The 16,454-nt window shown below is 46.2% G+C and carries 13 protein-coding genes and 1 other annotated feature; of the genes, 10 read left to right on the top strand and 3 right to left on the bottom strand.

Translation table 11 applies throughout. The annotated features are described in order from the left end of the window. Positions 1–33 precede the first annotated feature (33 nt). Positions 34–909 carry a LysR family transcriptional regulator gene (locus ACINLD_RS15315; RefSeq protein WP_410207057.1) on the bottom strand — a complete coding sequence of 292 codons (876 nt, stop codon included), beginning with the start codon at positions 907–909 and terminating at the stop codon, positions 34–36. Positions 910–1,037: 128 nt separating this feature from the next. Between ACINLD_RS15315 and ACINLD_RS15310 the strand changes: the two genes are divergently transcribed. After that, positions 1,038–1,544, top strand: coding sequence for a YbhB/YbcL family Raf kinase inhibitor-like protein (locus ACINLD_RS15310; protein WP_077736120.1), 507 nt, complete (start codon positions 1,038–1,040; stop codon positions 1,542–1,544). 49 nt (positions 1,545–1,593) lie between these two features. Here the strand turns inward: ACINLD_RS15310 and ACINLD_RS15305 are convergent, their stop codons facing one another. Next, entirely contained in the window at positions 1,594–4,449 is a 2,856-nt protein-coding gene (locus tag ACINLD_RS15305; protein ID WP_410207056.1) for a S8 family serine peptidase, read from the bottom strand. A gap of 282 nt (positions 4,450–4,731) precedes the next feature. Here ACINLD_RS15305 and ACINLD_RS15300 point away from each other — a divergent pair, with 282 nt between their 5' ends. Beyond that, on the top strand, positions 4,732–5,049 hold the full coding sequence (locus tag ACINLD_RS15300; protein WP_026588828.1) for a hypothetical protein: 318 nt from the start codon (positions 4,732–4,734) through the stop codon (positions 5,047–5,049). A 51-nt stretch (positions 5,050–5,100) separates the two neighbouring features. Here ACINLD_RS15300 and ACINLD_RS15295 read toward each other — a convergent pair whose 3' ends face one another. Beyond that, positions 5,101–5,574 (bottom strand): hypothetical protein, encoded by a 474-nt coding sequence (locus ACINLD_RS15295; RefSeq protein WP_026588827.1) that lies wholly within the window; start codon positions 5,572–5,574, stop codon positions 5,101–5,103. A 314-nt stretch (positions 5,575–5,888) separates the two neighbouring features. After that, positions 5,889–6,131, top strand: a binding site (T-box leader). Positions 6,132–6,208: 77 nt separating this feature from the next. Between ACINLD_RS15295 and ACINLD_RS15290 the strand changes: the two genes are divergently transcribed. From ACINLD_RS15290 to gpmI, 8 genes are all read left to right on the top strand, one after another. Beyond that, the gene (locus ACINLD_RS15290; RefSeq protein ID WP_372708939.1) at positions 6,209–7,552 is read left to right on the top strand and encodes an amino acid permease; all 1,344 of its coding nucleotides are present in this window, start codon (positions 6,209–6,211) and stop codon (positions 7,550–7,552) included. 140 nt (positions 7,553–7,692) lie between these two features. Continuing rightward, positions 7,693–8,700, top strand: coding sequence for an LLM class flavin-dependent oxidoreductase (locus ACINLD_RS15285; protein ID WP_026588825.1), 1,008 nt, complete (start codon positions 7,693–7,695; stop codon positions 8,698–8,700). Between the two features lie 316 nt (positions 8,701–9,016). Next, on the top strand, positions 9,017–10,411 hold the full coding sequence (locus ACINLD_RS15280) for a sugar porter family MFS transporter (RefSeq protein ID WP_026588824.1): 1,395 nt from the start codon (positions 9,017–9,019) through the stop codon (positions 10,409–10,411). Between the two features lie 291 nt (positions 10,412–10,702). After that, positions 10,703–11,743, top strand: a complete 1,041-nt coding sequence (locus tag ACINLD_RS15275; RefSeq protein WP_026588823.1) for a sugar-binding transcriptional regulator — start codon at positions 10,703–10,705, stop codon at positions 11,741–11,743. A gap of 33 nt (positions 11,744–11,776) precedes the next feature. Beyond that, on the top strand, positions 11,777–12,784 hold the full coding sequence (gap, locus tag ACINLD_RS15270; RefSeq protein WP_026588822.1) for a type I glyceraldehyde-3-phosphate dehydrogenase: 1,008 nt from the start codon (positions 11,777–11,779) through the stop codon (positions 12,782–12,784). Between the two features lie 162 nt (positions 12,785–12,946). Continuing rightward, complete coding sequence (locus ACINLD_RS15265) at positions 12,947–14,131, top strand: phosphoglycerate kinase (protein ID WP_026588821.1); 1,185 nt, start codon at positions 12,947–12,949, stop codon at positions 14,129–14,131. A gap of 30 nt (positions 14,132–14,161) precedes the next feature. Further along, complete coding sequence (gene tpiA, locus ACINLD_RS15260) at positions 14,162–14,923, top strand: triose-phosphate isomerase (RefSeq protein WP_026588820.1); 762 nt, start codon at positions 14,162–14,164, stop codon at positions 14,921–14,923. After that, entirely contained in the window at positions 14,916–16,451 is a 1,536-nt protein-coding gene (gene gpmI / locus ACINLD_RS15255; protein ID WP_026588819.1) for a 2,3-bisphosphoglycerate-independent phosphoglycerate mutase, read from the top strand. The genes tpiA and gpmI overlap by 8 nt, the downstream gene beginning before the upstream one ends. Positions 16,452–16,454 lie beyond the last annotated feature (3 nt).

Raw genomic sequence — 16,454 nt, 5'->3', positions numbered from 1 at the left:
CTATGGCCTGAAAGGATGGCTCCAACCGGCAGATTAAATCTGTTCACGTTTCATAAAATCATCCAGCATGGCGTGAAATTGTCTGATATGTCCGCTGTTTCTTTTCCACATGATATAGGTTTTGGAAGCGGGCAATTTGATGTTTGGTATATCGACCGTGATCAGTCTTTTTTCATTTTGATCATGCTTAATCATATATGCCGGCAGGAATGATGCGCCGATTCCCGCCTTCACCATGTGAAGTGCCGCATCAATTTGTCCGGCGGACATCGTTTGTACGCCTGGGTAATGCACAAGAATGGTCCTTAACAGATCATCCCCTGTGGAAGAGTGATCATGCGTCAGCAGCCTGTAGCGGCTGAAAATGGCTCCGGCGTTAGCAAGGCCGGTTTCTTGATACGGGGCGGCAAGGCATAGTGTTCCTTCGCATATGTGCTGATAGTAAAGACTGTTAGTATTTGGGGCGTTTCGCGATATTCCGATATCAGCTTTATTGTCTTCAACTGCTTTTTTGATGTCATCTGCCTCGGCCACAATGGTTGAAATCTCCATATCCGGCTGTTTTTCGATAAAAGCCGGCAAAAACCGGGGCAATATATAGGAAGCGATGTAGGGATGTACTGCCAATCTAATCATGCGGCTGTAGCCCTGCTTCCATTGAGCCACCTTCTGCCTTCCCGAATTGTACACATTCATCATGTCTTTCGCATAAGGCAAAAACAGTCTGCCCTCGTCGGTGAGAACGACACTTCTTCCGGTATGTATAAATAATCTCATATCCAATTCGTTTTCCAATTTTCGAATATGCTGAGAAACGGCAGGCTGGGTCAGGTAAAGCCGTTCAGCCGTTTCTCTGAAATTTTCTGATTCTGCAGCGGCGATAAAAGTCTGCAGCCATTTTAAATCCATGAACATATCTCCTAACAGGTCCCAATCTATAACAAAACGTTATCTCAAAAAAGCCGTTTACTTATCAATGATTATACATCGATTCGTTTAATATAAATAGAGAATCAAAAATTGAAAGAAGGATAGACATGAACATTTACGTAGAAGCAAAGCCATATTTGCATGATAAGTATTCTAAATACGCGAAAGATGAATTCAGGAGAGAGGGGCATCCATTTGTTTCATTCCCTATTGGATTTGAACATCTTCCTAAAGGGGCAAAAACGATTGCACTGACATTAATCGATCATGATGCGATTCCTGTATGCGGGTTCAGCTGGATTCATTGGACAGCCGCCAACATTCCAGCGGACATAAGGGAGCTTCCTGAACATGCAAGCGAAGAAAGGCAAGATTTAATGATCCAGGGACAAAACAGCTTCGCCTCTGAGCTTGGGGGAAGCCGGGACCCTAAGATTATTCACCAGTACTGCGGACCGACACCTCCTGACAAGGATCACTTCTATACATTGACAGTGTATGCTCTAGACGCTGAACTGGAGCTAGAAAGAGGATTTTACTTAAATGACCTGTATAGAAAAATCAAAGGACACATTTTAGCCGTGGCAGAACTTGATTTGAAAGCAAGAGTGTAAGAAAAACACTGTTTTCTGAATGCATCAGAAAACAGTGTTTTCATTTTGATTAAGGTAATTTATTCAGCGGTTTCAGCTTGATGTTTTTCCTCGTGTTTTCTCCCAAATTAATCTTAAATTCATACGGGCTGTAGCCTTCCGCAAGCACTCTGATCGTGTAGGCTCCTTGATATGCGTTCAGGTTGTATTCGCCTTTTCCGTTTGTCACAGCAGGGGTGACGGAAGCGTCTTCGATCAGATAGAGGGTGGCGTTTTCAACAGGCTTCCCTGTGACCGCGTCTTTGATCGTCCCGCTGAGCACTCCTTCCTTTGCTTCTTCAAGCATCAAGTTTTCGAGGATCGTGTCTTTTCCCCATCCTAGTTCCACCTTTTTCGTGACGGTTTTATAACCGTATGCTTCGGCTTTAAGTGTATATTCCCCTCCTGTATGCTTCAGGGCGAACTTTCCAGTCTCAGGGTCGGAATAGGTCGATTTTTCGGTTTCAGCGATGCTGACTTTTGCTTGAACAGGGGGGAGCCCTGTCTGAGAATCATTCGGTTTTGGTTGATTCTGTTTTGCCATTTTGGAATTTAAACCTAAACCGCCAAATGGATGATAGAGTTCAACATCATCAAGGTAAAAACCGTCTTTTTGAACGGTGCCGTTTGATACGACTCTCCATTTGATTTCGATGCTTGATGTCCGATATTTATAGCCAGTGAGCGGTATCTCTTCATCAATCCATTTGGATGAAGAGCCGGTGTATGTTTTAACGATTTCCCATTTTGGATCAGGTTCATAAGGTCTAATCATGAGATAAGCGAAGTCTTTGTCATCTTCAAGTTCATACCATGCTTTAAACCTGAGATAGGTTCTTCCTCCCATCGGCAATTCGACGGTCGGCATGTATAAGTCCATTTCGGCATCAGCGTCATAAGGACCATTTAAGTTTGTAGCGAATACCTTTTCACCCGAAGCGGCTGCGTTCGGTCCTGAAGCCGGTGTCCCCCATTCCCAGCTGTTATGCTTTCCTTCGCTGAACCAGCCGTTTGTCCCTGATTCAAAATTTTCTTGATAACCGCCGGTAATCCGGTCGGAAATCGGCAACTCATAAATCTGCGATTCCGTCTTGTTTCCGCTGAAATCAGTTGCGATCCATTTGTAATTTAAGGTTTGGCCGCTTTTTCCAAAAGTGATTTTTGTTTGATATATGTCGATTTGCGCGTTCCCATTTGCCGCATTCACTTCCTCCGTCTTCCATTCAGACATCCCCGCAATTTTATATGCGAGCTCCGCTTTGCTGACGCTTGTGTTGTCTGATATTTGCGCGGTCAGCTGAACAGGACTGTTTTCAAACGCTGCGGTCGGCATTTGATGGGAGATGGACGGCGGCACCTCGTCAACGCCTTTTTTTCTGACTTCTCCTTTAATGACGGATTTGCTGACATTGTAGGTTAGAAAGACGCTGACTAAGCCATAGCCGTAGCCGTTGTTTGGTGACTCGGAAAATTCATTGTCCGTTAATTTATTTGTATGTTTTGTTAAGATTTCTTTCATTTCATTCGACGTAACTGTGGCATCGATCTGCTTCAATATGGCCGCCGTTCCCGCAACATGCGCTCCCGCCAGCGCTGTTCCTTTCAATCCTTCTTCGTATGATTGATTTAAAGCGGAGGTGCGGATCTCCTCTCCCGGGGCGGATAGCTCGGGTTTGATTGCTTTGTCAGGGGAAGGCCCCTGTAATGAAAAATCAGACAAGGTCAAATCTCTATTGACAGAGCCGACTGTAAACGCTTCTGGATAGTTGGCTGGACTTGATATTGTTCCGGGGCCGGCGGGATTCTTGTCATCCGCGTCTCCGGCCGCAAATACCGGAAAGATCTCGGCTTCTCTCCAGGTTTTTAAGATGTCCTTGTACCACTCATCAAGGCCTGGGCCTCCGCCCCATGCATTATAGACGACATCAGGGGCAAGTTCAGGATGGGGATTTCCCTCCGCATCTTTCGGGGCTAATATCCATTCGCCCGCCGCTAATAGGTCGGTATCTTTTCCGCTCGCATCCGTAAACGCTTTAACCGCGATCCACTTCGCGCCGGGGGCGACGCCGATTTCGTTGTATCCGTCCGGTTCAGAACCGACCATCGTTCCCATTACTTCGGTTCCGGAACCGATGTCGTCATATGGCGCTTCCCTTCCGTTGACCGCGTCAAACCAGTTCAGCGTATGGCTCGGATCATCGGGATGCTCAGGATCGTATCCTCTGTACTTTTCTTTTAATGCAGGGTGATCCCATTCCACTCCCGAATTGATTGTGGCAACGACTGTACCTGAGCCGTCATAGCCGTGAAGCCACCAAGCTATTTGAGAACCGATTATCTCTATATTCCATTCGATCTCTTTTTTTCGGGGTTCTGATATTTTCGCAGAAGTTTTAATCGGTTTGTACAGCTTTCTCGTTTCATTTGGGAGGATTTTCTCCACTTCATCATAGGCGGCTGCTTTTTCCATGACTTCTTTCGTGCCGTGAACGGCGATCGCGTTAACAATGTAATAGGATCGGATGTGGTCGGCATGACCTTTCTTTTCTTGCGTCTTGAGGAATGTCTTGAGGTTTCTTTGGGTGTCGTCAGCTGTCATGCGAAGGGAAGAAACAATGGCTGAGCGTTTTCGATCTTCTGCTTGGCCGGTGGTTTGTTGATTTTTTTGACTGGTTTCCTTTCCTTTGCTGACGGCTTTTTTAGGATCAGCTTTTTCCTTCAGCTTAATCAGAAAAGTGACTTTTTCGCTTTGTTTAAATTGCGAATAGAGGGTGGCGGAAATCTTTGCTGATGGACGGTCTTTAACCGCAGCTGCAGGTTCTTGCTGAAACATTGCCGCTGTAAGCAACATCATGATGTATAAGATCATAACAGAACGCTTTTTCATGTTTTTGTCCTCCTTTGTCATTTTACAGTTCTAATGTAACCAATGAGATTTGCGAGATTTGTCGTTTTTTGAAAATAAATTCTAAAAATTTACATTATCAAAAGGAATCCTGGCCGCTTGTGAGAAATGATAGATACATTGGTCGAAAAATGATGTTGGAGGAGGGGGCAGATGTGCAAAACAAAAAAACAAGCCTTCTTAACAATAAGAACTACCGCTCTTTATGGATGGGGCAAGCCGGAAGTGTCATGGGGGACTGGTTCAACCAGGTGGCGATGGCCCATGCTTTACTTCATGCGAGTCAGCTCAGGCGTTATCATCCCGCTGGACAGCTATATGCTGCAGACCAACACGAGGGAAGAAGTCCGCGGGCGCGTGTTTTCATTTCATCTTGCAACGTACGGGGGATTTATGCAGCTGTCATATCTCGCTTCAGGCTTTGCTTATGACCAATGGGGAATTCCATTGGTCGGGCTGGTGATAGGGGCGGTTTCATTAATTTGCGGAACTGGCTGGCTGATTCAGTATATGCAAGGAAAGCTGGGACCTGCCGACAGGGCTTATTCCGGCGGGGCTTATCGCCGGGATGTCTCCAAATGAGAAAAACACCCTGTATGTAAAAGGGTGTTTTTTAAAGGGAGCATTCAGGCTTTAATATTTCCACAAAATCGACATGTCGCCGACTGTTTTTTCATCGATCACATTTCCGTCCTTGTCGACCTTGACAAAATATTTTCCTCCATTGGTTACATTTTTGTATTCGGTCTCAGATGTACCGTCATCGTTTTGTTTAAATGTAAATTGCACTTGTGCGATTAATGTGCCGCTGTTGAGGTCGACATAATACGAATCGAAGCTGACATGGCTCCAGTCCTCTTTTTCAGCGGGGATGTCGGAAATGATACCGATTTTTTCTGCGGGATCATTGACGATCACCCCGTAATCCTTTTCTAAGTTTTCGGTTTGAATACCCGCCTCATCGAGTATTTGTTCAATCTGGCTAAATTCTGTGTCAGTCGGTGAAGTATACCGATTTTCAGGGAGGTCTTTCGCAAAGCTGACAGGCGATGAACCGAAGACAAGCGTCATAACGGACAAGAACAACATTAACGAAAGCTTCTTCATGGATTCTCCTCCTTTAGCGAATCATTGATTCGGTTCACACTCTATCATCGTTAAAATATTTTGTAAAGTTTGAATAATATATCAATTTAACTATTTTTTTCGGAGGATATAGGACTGTTTTTCTTGAGAGTCTCTATGTGAATCACTCCATTCGAGAAAAAGTTGTGCTGTTTTTCTCTTGTATTTTCTGATAGAAAAGGCGATTTTCCTTGAAAATAAAGAAAAATTCAAATTTTAAAAAGAAGTTCTATCATTTTATATTGACAAAGTGAAAATAAGAACGTATATTATATGAATATATTTTCAGTGGATAATAAAACACAGAGAACGGGAGCAGTAAAAGATCCTTCATTAGCCAAGAGAGCTGCGGGGCGGTGTGACGCAGTCTAATGAATCTTTGAACTCGCCCGGGAGTGGACTTGCTCAAAAAGGAAAGACATCGATCCTGCAGGCTTTACGGCTGACCTTCGTTATCGGGTTTTTAAGCTGGGTTCTTATGAAAAGGAATCAAAAAGAGTGGTACCGCGGTAGGCGTTCAAAGGCTCATCGTCTCTTTATCTTCAAAGTAAAGAAGAAAAAGAGACGATGAGCCTTTTTAATTGATATAGAGGAAGTGAAAAAGTTGGAAAAAGAAATGCAGAAGCTTGAGCGAACGATGACAGCCCGCCATATTATGATGATGGCGCTGGGCGGAGCCATCGGAGCGGGATTATTTAAAGGAAGCAGCAATGCCATCGATTTGGCCGGGCCGTCCGTGATGATCGCTTATTTGATCGGCGGAGTCATTTTGCTGTTTATCATGCAGGGGCTCGCAGAAATGGCGGTTCGAAATAGTAAAGCGAGAACGTTCAGAGATCTGGTGCAATCGATTTTGGGACCGTATGCCGCATACTTTTTAGATTGGATTTACTGGAAAATGTGGGTGCTGAATATTGCCGCAGAGGCTGTCGTTGCTGCGATATTTTTGCAGTACTGGCTTCCGGGGATGCCGGTTTGGGTGCTGGCGCTGTTTGTTTCCCTTGTTATCACCAGTGTGAATTTGCTTTCTGTCAAAAGCTTTGCAGAGACTGAATATTGGCTCGCTTTGCTTAAAATTACAGTAATTGTCGTCTTCATCATATCCGGATTTATATTGTTATTTTTCTCTTTTGGCCATCACTCTGCTGTGGGATTTTCGAATTTGACAGATCATGGCGGCTTTTTCCCGAACGGCGCCGGCGGGCTCATTACGGCAATGCTTGTTGTCATTTACTCTTATGGAGGAACTGAGATCATCGGCGTGACCCTTGCGGAGACGAAACGCCCGGAACAGGTCGTCCCCAGAGCTGTCCGCGGCACACTGACGCGAATTATTGCCTTTTATCTTCTGCCGTTTTTCATCATCGTCAGCCTGATTCCGTGGAATCAAGTCAACAGTGTGCCGGAAAGCCCTTTTGTCATGGTCTTTAAAATGATCGGGATTCCCGGAGCGGATCACTTGATGAATGCCGTCATTTTATTGGCGGTCATCTCATCGATGAACTCAGGACTTTACGGAGCCTCCCGTGTGTTGTATACACAGGCTTCTGACGGCCGGGTGCCGAAAGTTTTTGCAAAGCTTTCCGTTCGAAAGGTGCCGGTTTACGCCATTTTGCTATGTACGTCATTTTTATATTTAGGCGTATTGTTTTCCTTATTTGCGGGAAGTCAGACATTCGAGTATTTGATGGGGTCTCTCGGCTATACGGTCCTGATGATCTGGATGCTGATCGCCATTGCCCATGTGAAATCGAGAAAACGCGGCGCAATCGTAACAGAAGGCTACTATGTGAAATGGTTTCCTTATACGACCTGGCTGGCGATTCTTGCGCTTGCGGCTATACTCATCGGCGTCATTTTGACCACGTCGATCGTCATCACCGTTGTCACGGCAGGTATTTACCTGCTCATTACTGCCGCTTATTTTTTGAAAGGGCGAAACCAAAACGTCAATGCTTAAGCTGCTATGCTTGCCTCCTTCCTCAGGGGGCAAGCATTTTAAACATTAGTTCGAGAATGGTCGAACTAATTTCTTTTAATCCCGCCCTCTGTTATGTTATCGTTCTATCTGACAATACACTCTAGGAAGAAGGAGAAAATATGTCAGTAGAGCCTTTTAAACATACAAAGTATTCCGTGCTGAATTTGTCCCCAATCGTACAGGGCGGAAATGCGGCGCAATCCTTCAGGGATTCCATCGATTTGGCGCGCCATGCCGAAGACTGGGGATACCACAGGTTCTGGCTGGCCGAGCATCATAATATTGAAGGTGTTGCAAGTTCGGCCACTTCGGTATTGATCGGCTATATTGCCGGGGGAACGAAGACGATTCGTGTCGGGTCCGGCGGCATTATGCTTCCCAATCACTCTTCCCTTGTGATTGCCGAGCAGTTCGGAACGTTGGAGTCCCTTTATCCGGGAAGAATCGATTTAGGACTCGGCCGGGCTCCGGGCACCGATCAGCTGACAGCGAGGGCATTGCGGCGGAACATTAGCAGCGGAGAGGACTTTCCAGAGCAATTGGAAGAGCTGCGCCGATATTTTAAACCGTCAGGCAATGTGAGAAATCATGTGCGCGCCATTCCGGGGGAAGGCCTTGATGTGCCGATTTGGCTGCTTGGCTCCAGCGGATTCAGCGCCCGTCTCGCGGGAGAGCTCGGTCTGCCGTTTGCGTTTGCAGCCCACTTTTCACCGGCGAATACGATACCTGCTTTAGAGCTGTACAGGAGCTCGTTTACACCCGGTATATTGGATGAGCCGTATGCGATGGTCGGCGTGACCGTGATCGCCGCCGATACGAATGAGAAAGCACAGCGCCTTGCGACATCCCACTATCAGAAATTTTTAGACCTTGTCCGGGGGGCTCCGACTCAGCTCAAACCGCCTGTAGACGATATGGATCAAGTCTGGACGCCGCGAGAAAAAGCGATGGTCAATGAACAGCTCAGCTCCACCATCATCGGAGGTCCAAAAGAAGTGAAGGCAAAGCTTGAAGATTTTATCCAGACGACGCAGGCAGACGAAATCATCATCAACTCAGAAACATTTGATCATGGAGACAGACTGCGCTCATTTGAAATCATCGCCGACGTATGGAAAAACGGATAATCGGTAAAAAGCAACGGTATGGCAATGTCCATCCGTTGCTTTTTAATGTTTCAGAATATGGATCATGACCTTTGATTCGAAGGGCTCGTGCGGCTGACGTATTTTCGCAATATATTGATTCCCCGACATGTTCACGAAAAATTCTCAGGTGAAATGAAAGCGCTAACCGAAAAAACGTTGACAGAAAATACAAATATAATTATTCTATAATTGTACGTACTAATTGAGGTTTGAGTTCTTACGTTTCAAAATATGTACGTACAAGAAAACTTCACATTGAAAGCGCTTTATCATTTCGTGGGAGGAGAGGCAAATAATGAAGAACAATCCAGCTCAGTTAGAAACAGAAGTGTCAGTTGCTCGAAGCCATTCAATGGGATTTGTGATATTGATTTCATGTGCGGCGGGTCTCGGCGGTTTATTGTACGGCTATGATACAGCGGTCATATCCGGTGCAATCGGTTTTCTGAAGGATTTGTACAGTCTGACCCCATTTATGGAAGGCCTTGTGATATCGAGCATCATGATCGGGGGCGTTGTGGGCGTTGGCATATCCGGTTTTCTGAGCGACAGGTTCGGAAGGAGAAAGATTTTGATGACAGCGGCGCTGTTGTTTGCGATATCAGCGGTCATTTCAGCTCTTTCACAGAATGTGTCCACATTAATCATCGCAAGGATCATCGGCGGTTTGGGAATCGGAATGGGGTCTTCTCTGTCTGTCACGTATATAACTGAAGCGGCGCCGCCTGCGATCCGCGGCAGCTTATCTTCCTTATATCAGCTCTTTACGATATTGGGGATCTCCGCGACTTACTTTATCAATCTCGCAGTTCAGCGGTCTGGTACATATGAATGGGGTGTGCACACCGGCTGGAGGTGGATGCTTGCCTATGGTATGGTGCCGTCGGTCATTTTCTTCCTCGTGCTGCTGGTTGTGCCGGAAAGTCCGCGATGGCTGGCGAAAGCCGGAAGGACAAATGAAGCGCTAAAGATTCTGACACGTATTAATGGAGAAAAAGTGGCAAAAGAAGAATTACAAAACATTGAAGATTCCTTGAAGATCGAACGGATGGGGTCGTTGTCACAGCTTTTCAAACCGGGCCTCAGAAAGGCGCTGTTCATCGGGATTTTGCTGGCGCTGTTCAATCAAGTCATCGGCATGAACGCGATTACCTATTACGGTCCGGAAATTTTCAAAATGATGGGCTTCGGCCAAAATGCCGGATTTGTTGCAACATGTGTCGTCGGTGTCGTCGAAGTGATTTTTACCGTGATCGCAGTTCTCTTGATCGATAAAGTCGGGCGGAAGAAGCTTATGTCCATCGGTTCTGCCTTCATGGCCATTTTTATGATCTTAATCGGTACATCATTTTATTTTCATCTGACTGAGGGACTGATGCTGACCTTCTTTATTTTAGGATTTGTCGCCGCCTTCTGTGTATCGGTCGGTCCCATCACATGGATCATGATTTCTGAAATATTCCCGAATCACCTGAGGGCGCGGGCCGCAGGGATTGCGACCATTTTTCTATGGGGAGCCAACTGGGCGATCGGACAATTTGTGCCGATGATGATCAGCTCGCTGGGGCTTGCCTATACCTTCTGGATTTTTGCGGTGATTAATATTCTCTGCTTCCTGTTTGTTGTCACGATCTGTCCTGAAACAAAAAATAAGTCGCTTGAAGAAATAGAGAAGCTTTGGACAAAATGAAAACGTTTTAATAAAGACGAGGCCCTTTCGAGAAAAGGGCTTTTTATGATGGATGCACCTTTTTGGAGGATGGGAATAAAATAGAGATGATAGGAAACAATGCTGAATAAGACGGTTGTGTGAAGATGTGCGAATATTGTCGAGGAATTGACGCTTAACAGTTGAATAAACGATTTAACCCTGTTAAAATAATGAATGTAAGCAGGAGTAATTTTTTTTTGGCTGAGGTGGGACGTTTTCAGTCATAGCGGGACAATATTTGTCCATGACGGGATGAAAGGAACGTTTGACATGAATCAACTAATACAGGCTCAAAAAAAATTATTGCCGGATCTTCTCGATGTCATGCAGAAAAGGTACGAAATTTTGCAGTACATAAGGCTGACTGAACCGATCGGCAGAAGAAGCCTTGCCGCCAGTCTCGGAATCAGCGAGCGGATTTTAAGGGCGGAGGTTCAGTTTTTAAAAGAACAAAATCTCCTCGAGATCAAAACGACCGGCATGACATTGACAACGGAAGGATCTGACCTGCTGAAAATTCTCGAAGATACAATGAAGGATGTTTTAGGCTTAACCCATTTGGAAAACACATTAAAAGAGAGGTTGAACCTTGAACAGGTCATCATTGTCTCAGGAGACAGCGACCATTCCCCATGGGTCAAAAAAGAAATGGGGAGAGCGGCCGTCGCATGCATGAAAAACAGGTTTAAAGGGGAAAATATCGTCGCCGTAACCGGAGGTACGACCCTTGAAGCCGTAGCAGAAATGATGACGCCCGACTCGAAAAACCGCAAGCTGCTTTTTGTTCCGGCAAGAGGCGGACTCGGCGAAAACGTCAGGAACCAGGCCAATACGATCTGCGCTCATATGGCTGAAAAAGCATCCGGTACATACAAGCTGTTATTTGTTCCGGGTCAGCTAAGCAAAGAAGCCTATTCTTCCATCATTGAAGAGCCTTCTATCAAAGAGGTGCTGCAGACGATTCAATCGTCCAGTATGGTGATTCATGGAATCGGGGATGCTAAAACAATGGCCGAACGAAGAAACACACCTGAGGAAGATTTGAGGAAGATCGAAGAAAATGAGGCTGTTGCAGAGGCTTTCGGCTATTATTTTGACCGTCATGGAGAGGTCATTCATAAAGTGCACAGCGTAGGCATTCAACTGGAGGATCTTGATTCGATCCCCAACATCATCGCGGTGGCGGGAGGCTCATCAAAGGCGGAAGCCATCGAGGCTTACTTTAAAAAGCCGCGCAACACGGTTCTGATCACTGATGAAGGAGCCGCAAAACAGTTATTAAGGGAAGTTTCTTCCCTCAATATAAATTAAATATCTCTTATTTACTTAAAGGAGGAAATCATCATGGCAGTAAAAGTCGGTATTAATGGTTTTGGTCGTATCGGACGTAATGTATTCCGCGCAGCATTGAATAATCCTGAAGTAGAGGTTGTAGCAGTTAACGATTTAACAGACGCTAACATGCTTGCTCACCTATTACAATATGACTCAGTACACGGAAAATTGGACGCGGAAGTTTCTGTAGACGGAAGCAACCTTGTTGTAAATGGCAAGACAATCGAAGTTACAGCTGAACGCGATCCTGCTAAATTAAGCTGGGGAAAACAAGGTGTTGAAATCGTTGTTGAATCAACTGGTTTCTTCACAAAACGCCCAGATGCGGCAAAACACTTAGAAGCTGGCGCGAAAAAAGTCATCATCTCAGCTCCTGCAAGTGAAGAAGATATCACAATCGTTATGGGTGTAAACGAAGATAAATACGATGCAGCTAACCACCAAGTTATCTCTAATGCATCTTGCACAACAAACTGCCTTGCGCCGTTTGCAAAAGTTCTGAATGACAAATTCGGCATCAAACGCGGTATGATGACAACTGTTCACTCTTACACAAACGATCAGCAAATCCTTGATCTTCCGCACAAAGACTACCGTCGTGCGCGTGCAGCAGCTGAAAGCATCATCCCAACAACAACTGGTGCAGCGAAAGCCGTTTCCCTTGTACTTCCTGAACTAAAAGGAAAACTGAACGGCGGAGCAATGCGTGTTCCAACACCAAACGTATCACTTGTTGACCTTGTTGCTGAACTTGACAAAGACGTAACAGCAGAAGAAGTAAACGCAGCGTTTAAAGAAGCAGCAGAAGGCGAACTTCAAGGCGTTCTTGGCTACAGCGAAGATCCGCTTGTATCTAAAGACTACAACGGCAATGCCAACTCTTCTACTATCGATGCCCTTTCTACAATGGTGATGGAAGGCAGCATGGTGAAAGTGATTTCTTGGTATGACAACGAAAGCGGATATTCTCACCGCGTAGTTGACCTTGCCGCTTACATTGCAAAACAAGGTCTTTAATTCGTAACCTTAAGAATCAGACTTGGTTCTGATAGACAAAAAGCGCTATAATGAAAGCGGACAAGGGAAGGGGATACACACTCCCTTTCCCTTTTTCCATATGCGCCGGGATTTTCGAGTTTTCAGGCTTGTAAATCATTTAAAGGAGGAACTCCTCGAGTCATGAACAAAAAATCAGTAAAAGACATTGATGTAAAAGGCCGCGTTGTTTTCTGCCGTGTTGACTTTAACGTTCCGATGAAAGAGGGAAAAGTTACGGATGATACGCGGATCCGCGCTGCACTTCCAACGATTCAGTACTTAACAGAGCAGGGAGCAAAAGTTCTTCTGGCCAGCCACTTGGGCCGTCCGAAAGGTCAAGTTTCTGAAGAGCTCCGCCTGACTCCTGTAGCAGCACGCCTTGGAGAGCTGCTTGGCAAGGATGTGAAGAAAGCGGACGAAGCCTACGGTGACGCCGTAAAATCACAAATTGCCGAAATGCAAGAGGGAGACATTCTCGTACTTGAAAATGTCCGCTTCTATCCTGGAGAAGAAAAAAATGATCCTGAGCTTGCAAAAGCGTTTGCCGATCTGGCAGATATTTATGTCAATGATGCGTTTGGAGCGGCTCACCGCGCCCACGCTTCAACTGCGGGCATCGCTGAACACCTTCCGGCTGTTGCGGGCTTCTTAATGGAAAAAGAGCTTGAAGTGCTGGGTAAAGCCCTGTCAAACCCGGAACGTCCGTTTACAGCGATTATCGGCGGAGCGAAAGTAAAAGACAAAATCGGTGTCATCGAAAGTCTTCTTGATAAAGTCGACAATTTGATCATCGGCGGCGGTCTTGCTTACACATTCGTTAAAGCGCTGGGATACGAAATCGGCAAATCCTTGCTTGAAGAAGACAAAATTGAATTGGCCAAATCGTTCATGGACCGCGCCAAAGAAAAAGGCGTCAACTTCTACATGCCAGTTGATGCACTTGTAGCGGACGACTTCTCAAACGATGCCAATACGAAGATCGTGCCGATCAGCGAGATTCCTAGCGACTGGGAAGCACTTGATATCGGTACGGAAACGAGAAAAACGTATGCCGATGTCATCAAAAACAGCAAGCTTGTCGTTTGGAACGGACCGATGGGCGTCTTTGAAATCGATGCGTTTGCAAAAGGAACAAGAGCGGTCGCTGAAGCTTTAGCAGAGGCAAAAGATACATACTCTGTCATTGGTGGAGGAGACTCTGCAGCTGCTGTTGAAAAGTTCGGTCTTGCTGACAAAATGAGCCATATTTCAACCGGTGGCGGAGCTTCCCTTGAATTTATGGAAGGCAAAGTACTTCCAGGCGTCAAAGCATTAAACGATAAATAAGAACAAAACACAGCATAAGGAGTGGAGCACATGAGAAAACCAATTATAGCCGGCAACTGGAAGATGAACAAAGTGCTTTCAGAAGCTGTAAGCTTTGTAGAAGAAGTGAAATCTTCCATCCCTGCAGCGGATAAAGCGGAAGCTGTTGTCTGTGCACCTGCGCTGTTCCTTGAAAAGCTGACTTCAGCCGTAAAAGGCACTGACCTTAAAGTCGGCGCGCAGAACATGCATTTTGAAGAAAGCGGTGCTTTCACAGGTGAAATCAGCCCTCTCGCTTTAAAAGACCTAGGGGTTGAATATTGCGTGATCGGCCACTCTGAGCGCCGTGAAATGTTTGCCGAAACAGACGAGTCAGTCAACAAAAAAGCGCATGCCGCGTTCAAATACGGCATTGTGCCGATCATCTGTGTGGGTGAAACGCTTGAAGAACGTGAAGCCGGCAAAACAAATGATCTTGTTGCCGACCAGGTGAAAAAAGCGCTCGCGGGTCTGACAGCTGAGCAGGTATCTGCTTCTGTCATCGCATATGAGCCAATCTGGGCGATCGGAACAGGAAAATCTTCAACAGCCCAAGATGCAAATGAAGTTTGCGCACACATCCGTAAAACAGTGTCAGCTGAATTTGGACAAGCTGCAGCAGACAGCATCCGCATCCAGTACGGCGGCAGCGTAAAACCTGTGAACATTAAAGAATACATGGCCGAATCCGATATCGACGGCGCTCTTGTAGGCGGCGCAAGCCTTGAAGCACAGTCTTTCGTGCAATTATTGGAGGCAGGTCAATATGAGTAACAAGTTAGCCGCGCTCATCATTTTAGATGGGTTTGGACTAAGGGACGAAACCGTCGGAAACGCCGTAGCGCAAGCGAAAAAACCGAACTTTGACCGCTATTGGAACAAGTATCCGCACCAGACGCTGACAGCTTCAGGAGAAGCGGTAGGTCTTCCAGACGGCCAGATGGGCAACTCGGAAGTCGGCCATCTGAATATCGGCGCAGGCCGGATCGTTTACCAAAGTCTGACGCGCGTGAACGTTGCGATCCGCGAGGGAGAATTCGAACAGAACGAAACATTCCTTGCCGCGATGAAGCACGCCAAAGAAAAAGGCACAAACCTCCACTTGTTCGGACTGCTGTCTGACGGCGGAGTTCACAGCCACATTCACCATTTGTACGCACTCTTGAAGCTTGCGAAAAAAGAAGGCGTTGAAAACGTCTATATTCACGGCTTCCTTGACGGCCGCGATGTAGGCCCGCAAACAGCCGAGAAATATATCAAAGAGCTTCAGGAGCAAATCGAAGAAATCGGTGTCGGCGAAATCGCCACATTGTCGGGCCGCTACTATTCAATGGACCGCGACAAGCGCTGGGACCGCGTTGAAAAAGCGTACCGCGCGATGACATACGGAGAAGGACCGAAATATCAAAATCCGCTCGATGTCGTGAAAGATTCTTATGAAAACGGAATTTACGATGAATTCGTCATTCCTTCCGTCATCACAAAAGAAAACGGCGAGCCTGTTGCGACAATCAAGGACAACGATGCGGTCATTTTCTACAATTTCAGACCTGACCGTGCGATCCAGATTTCCAACACGTTCACAAATGATGATTTCCGCGACTTCGACCGCGGAGAAAATCATCCGAAAAACCTTCATTTCGTCTGCTTAACACATTTCAGTGAAACGGTTGACGGGTATGTAGCATTCAAACCGGTCAATCTCGACAACACAGTCGGTGAAGTGTTGTCACAAAACGGACTGAAGCAGCTTCGCATCGCTGAAACTGAAAAATATCCGCACGTCACATTCTTTATGAGCGGCGGACGCGAAGAGAAATTCCCGGGCGAAGAGCGAATCTTAATCGACTCGCCTAAAGTCGCAACATATGACTTGAAGCCTGAAATGAGCGCATATGAAGTAAAAGATGCGCTTGTCAAAGAAATTGAGGCTGAAAATCATAACGCGATCATCCTCAACTTTGCCAACCCTGACATGGTCGGACATTCAGGAAAAGTCGAGCCTACGGTCAAAGCAATCGAAGCAGTTGACGAGTGCCTCGGCGAAGTCGTTGATGCGATTCTTGCAAAAGGCGGCCACGCGATTATTACGGCCGATCACGGTAACGCAGACGTGCTGATTACCGAAGAAGGCAAGCCGCACACCGCCCATACGACAAACCCGGTTCCTGTCATCGTCACAAAAGAAGGCGTGACATTAAGAGAAGGCGGAATCCTCGGGGATCTGGCGCCAACTCTTTTAGACTTGCTGGGCGTTGAAAAACCGAAAGAAATGACAGGATCGTCATTAATTCAAAAATAAGCA

The organism is Bacillus sp. z60-11 (genome assembly GCF_046464135.1).
Lineage (GTDB): Bacteria > Bacillota > Bacilli > Bacillales > Bacillaceae > Bacillus > Bacillus sonorensis_A.
This window is presented reverse-complemented; position numbering and strand designations above follow the sequence as displayed.

What these genes read in the sequence shown, in the direction of transcription:
- ACINLD_RS15315 (WP_410207057.1), bottom strand. Translation starts at nt 909, where the DNA reads ATGGATTTAAAATGGCTGCAGACTTTTATCGCCGCTGCAGAATCAGAA.
- ACINLD_RS15300 (WP_026588828.1), top strand. Translation starts at nt 4,732, where the DNA reads ATGCTTTACTTCATGCGAGTCAGCTCAGGCGTTATCATCCCGCTGGAC.
- ACINLD_RS15305 (WP_410207056.1), bottom strand. Translation starts at nt 4,449, where the DNA reads ATGAAAAAGCGTTCTGTTATGATCTTATACATCATGATGTTGCTTACA.
- ACINLD_RS15295 (WP_026588827.1), bottom strand. Translation starts at nt 5,574, where the DNA reads ATGAAGAAGCTTTCGTTAATGTTGTTCTTGTCCGTTATGACGCTTGTC.
- ACINLD_RS15290 (WP_372708939.1), top strand. Translation starts at nt 6,209, where the DNA reads ATGCAGAAGCTTGAGCGAACGATGACAGCCCGCCATATTATGATGATG.
- ACINLD_RS15285 (WP_026588825.1), top strand. Translation starts at nt 7,693, where the DNA reads ATGTCAGTAGAGCCTTTTAAACATACAAAGTATTCCGTGCTGAATTTG.
- gpmI (WP_026588819.1), top strand. Translation starts at nt 14,916, where the DNA reads ATGAGTAACAAGTTAGCCGCGCTCATCATTTTAGATGGGTTTGGACTA.
- ACINLD_RS15280 (WP_026588824.1), top strand. Translation starts at nt 9,017, where the DNA reads ATGAAGAACAATCCAGCTCAGTTAGAAACAGAAGTGTCAGTTGCTCGA.
- ACINLD_RS15275 (WP_026588823.1), top strand. Translation starts at nt 10,703, where the DNA reads ATGAATCAACTAATACAGGCTCAAAAAAAATTATTGCCGGATCTTCTC.
- gap (WP_026588822.1), top strand. Translation starts at nt 11,777, where the DNA reads ATGGCAGTAAAAGTCGGTATTAATGGTTTTGGTCGTATCGGACGTAAT.
- ACINLD_RS15310 (WP_077736120.1), top strand. Translation starts at nt 1,038, where the DNA reads ATGAACATTTACGTAGAAGCAAAGCCATATTTGCATGATAAGTATTCT.
- tpiA (WP_026588820.1), top strand. Translation starts at nt 14,162, where the DNA reads ATGAGAAAACCAATTATAGCCGGCAACTGGAAGATGAACAAAGTGCTT.
- ACINLD_RS15265 (WP_026588821.1), top strand. Translation starts at nt 12,947, where the DNA reads ATGAACAAAAAATCAGTAAAAGACATTGATGTAAAAGGCCGCGTTGTT.